Source organism: Chamaesiphon polymorphus CCALA 037 (assembly GCF_003003845.1).
Lineage (GTDB): Bacteria > Cyanobacteriota > Cyanobacteriia > Cyanobacteriales > Chamaesiphonaceae > Chamaesiphon > Chamaesiphon polymorphus.
The window spans coordinates 1-2,163 of the sequence record NZ_PVWO01000732.1 but is presented as its reverse complement, the minus strand read 5'-3'; the positions used below and the strand labels follow the sequence as shown (position 1 = coordinate 2,163).

General features: G+C 48.0%; 1 protein-coding gene. It reads right to left on the bottom strand.

Features of this window, described 5'->3' with window-relative positions:
* A partial coding sequence (locus C7B77_RS28775) for a transglycosylase domain-containing protein (RefSeq protein ID WP_425430850.1) occupies positions 1–1,762 on the bottom strand: 1,762 nt, incomplete at its 3' end.
* Positions 1,763–2,163 lie beyond the last annotated feature (401 nt).

Sequence of the window (2,163 nt, the reverse complement as noted above, 5' to 3'; positions counted from 1 at the left end):
GCTGGGGCACGTAGCCCACAAACCAGACATCCCGTTCTGAAGAGGTGGTTCCGGTTTTTCCAGCGGCTGGACGACCGATTGCGGCTTCTTTACCAGTACCGCCGTTAACTACCGATTGGAGCGCGCTGTTGATTTGCGCAGTAGCCCAGGAGTTGAGGACTAGTTGAGGTTGGGGGGTATTATCGAGGAGGATATTGCCTTCGCTGTCGGTGACACGGAGGATCGTAGTTGTTTCGGATTGCCAGCCGTTGTTGGCAAAGGTGGCAAATGCGCCAGCCATTTCGACGGGGGTAACGCCGATCGCACCTAATGGTAATGATACGACGGGTTCGATCGGACTTTTAATGCCCAGGGTGCGACAAGTTTGGATCACTTTATCCAAGCCGACTTCTTTACCTAATTTCACGGCGGGGATGTTAGTAGACTGCATGATGGCACTCCGAATGCTCATCGCGCCAGAATAACCACCGCCATAGTTGCGCGGCGAATAGTAGCCGCTACCGTCGCGATAGCGAACGGGGGTATCGTATACCGTCGATTCGGGTGAATATTTGCCAGTAGCGAAGGCGGTGTAAAAGACGAATGGTTTGAAGGAGGAGCCAGGTTGCCGATTTGCATACATGGCACGGTTGAAGTTACTTTTTTTGTAATCTACGCCCCCCACCATGGCTTTAATAAAGTGCGTGCGCGGATCGACGGCGACGAGGCTGATTTGATACTTACTTCTCCCTAGGCGATCGTAAGCATTTTGAACGACTTTTTCGGCAGCGAGTTGGAAGTTATAATCGATCGTGGTTTGAATTCGCATCCCGCCTTTACGGACGGTTTCACGACCGAAGCGTTGATTGAGTTCTTCGATCGCGGCATCGGTAACAAAGGGTAATTTACTACTTTGCCAAGTTTTGATCTTACCGAGTTTAATTTTATAGGCTTTAGCTTTTTGTTCTTCGGCTGGGGTAATCCAATTGAGTTCGACCATCCGTGCCAAAACTACTTCTTGCCGCTTTTTAGCTGCTTTAAAATTAGTAAAGGGACTATATTTTTCGGGTGCGGCGATTGCGCCTGCCATCATTGCCCCTTCTGCTAAATTAAGATCGGAGGCATGTTTGTTAAAATAGCTTTGGGCTGCTGTTTCTACCCCATAGTTATTGTGACCCCAATAAACTTGATTGAGGTACATTTCTAGAATTTCGTCTTTACGGAAAATTTGTTCGAGTCGAATCGAGAGTACTGCTTCAGCTAATTTTCGACTAAATTGTCGCTTTTGAGAGAGAAATAAGTTTTTGATCAACTGCATGGTGATCGTCGAACCACCCTCGGTGACGCCACCTTTTTTGAAGTTGGTGCTAATTGCGCGTCCCACCCCAGTCAGATTGACCCCTTGATGATAGTAAAAGTGGCTGTCTTCGATCGCCAGTAGAGCGCGTTTTAAGTTGGGCGAAATCCGATTGAGCGGTACGACTTCGCGATTGGCTTCGTCGTGCAAACTGGCTAACTGCACCCCTTTGACGTCGTAGATATAGGTAGTTTCGGTCGGTGCGTAGCTGCGGAGTACCCGCACGTCTGGTAAGTTGCGAAAGCTAATTGCCAGCCCCACTAAGCCGCCAGCAACGATCGAACTAGTTAACATGGTGATACCTAAAATCGTACCGCCAGCAATTTGACCGATACCACCGAAGAATCTACCATCTTCTGGTTTACGATCCATCGGTTCTTCGGGTTTCTGTTTCGGGTTCTTTTTATTTAAAGCTCTAGAAGACACTAGGATCTTTCTCTCTAAAATTAGGGACAATTAATTCAAAGTTCGATCTTCATTTTCGGGAGAGGTGGCTCGGGTTTGAGAAACCTTAACTCTCACCTTATCTCGATCGTAACTAGAGATCGCAATACTTGGGGCTAGCGACGATACCAAAGACGCAGAGTAAATCTGGCGGTAGGCGACGGCAGTCGGTCTTTGCCGATCGATCGTGTGGAGGAGTTGCTCTAAGATATTAAAGAGCGTGTAAAAGTATTTTGGATTCTGTAGTAACCATAATAAGCTTAACTTGCAACTGTTTTAGAGATTCCGCTCGATTTTCATCACTCAGGTTGGGTCGATGGGGGCTATTAGACCCCGCACCTCCCATTTAGATCTGGACGTGCCCGTTTCCGTGCATCCAGCTC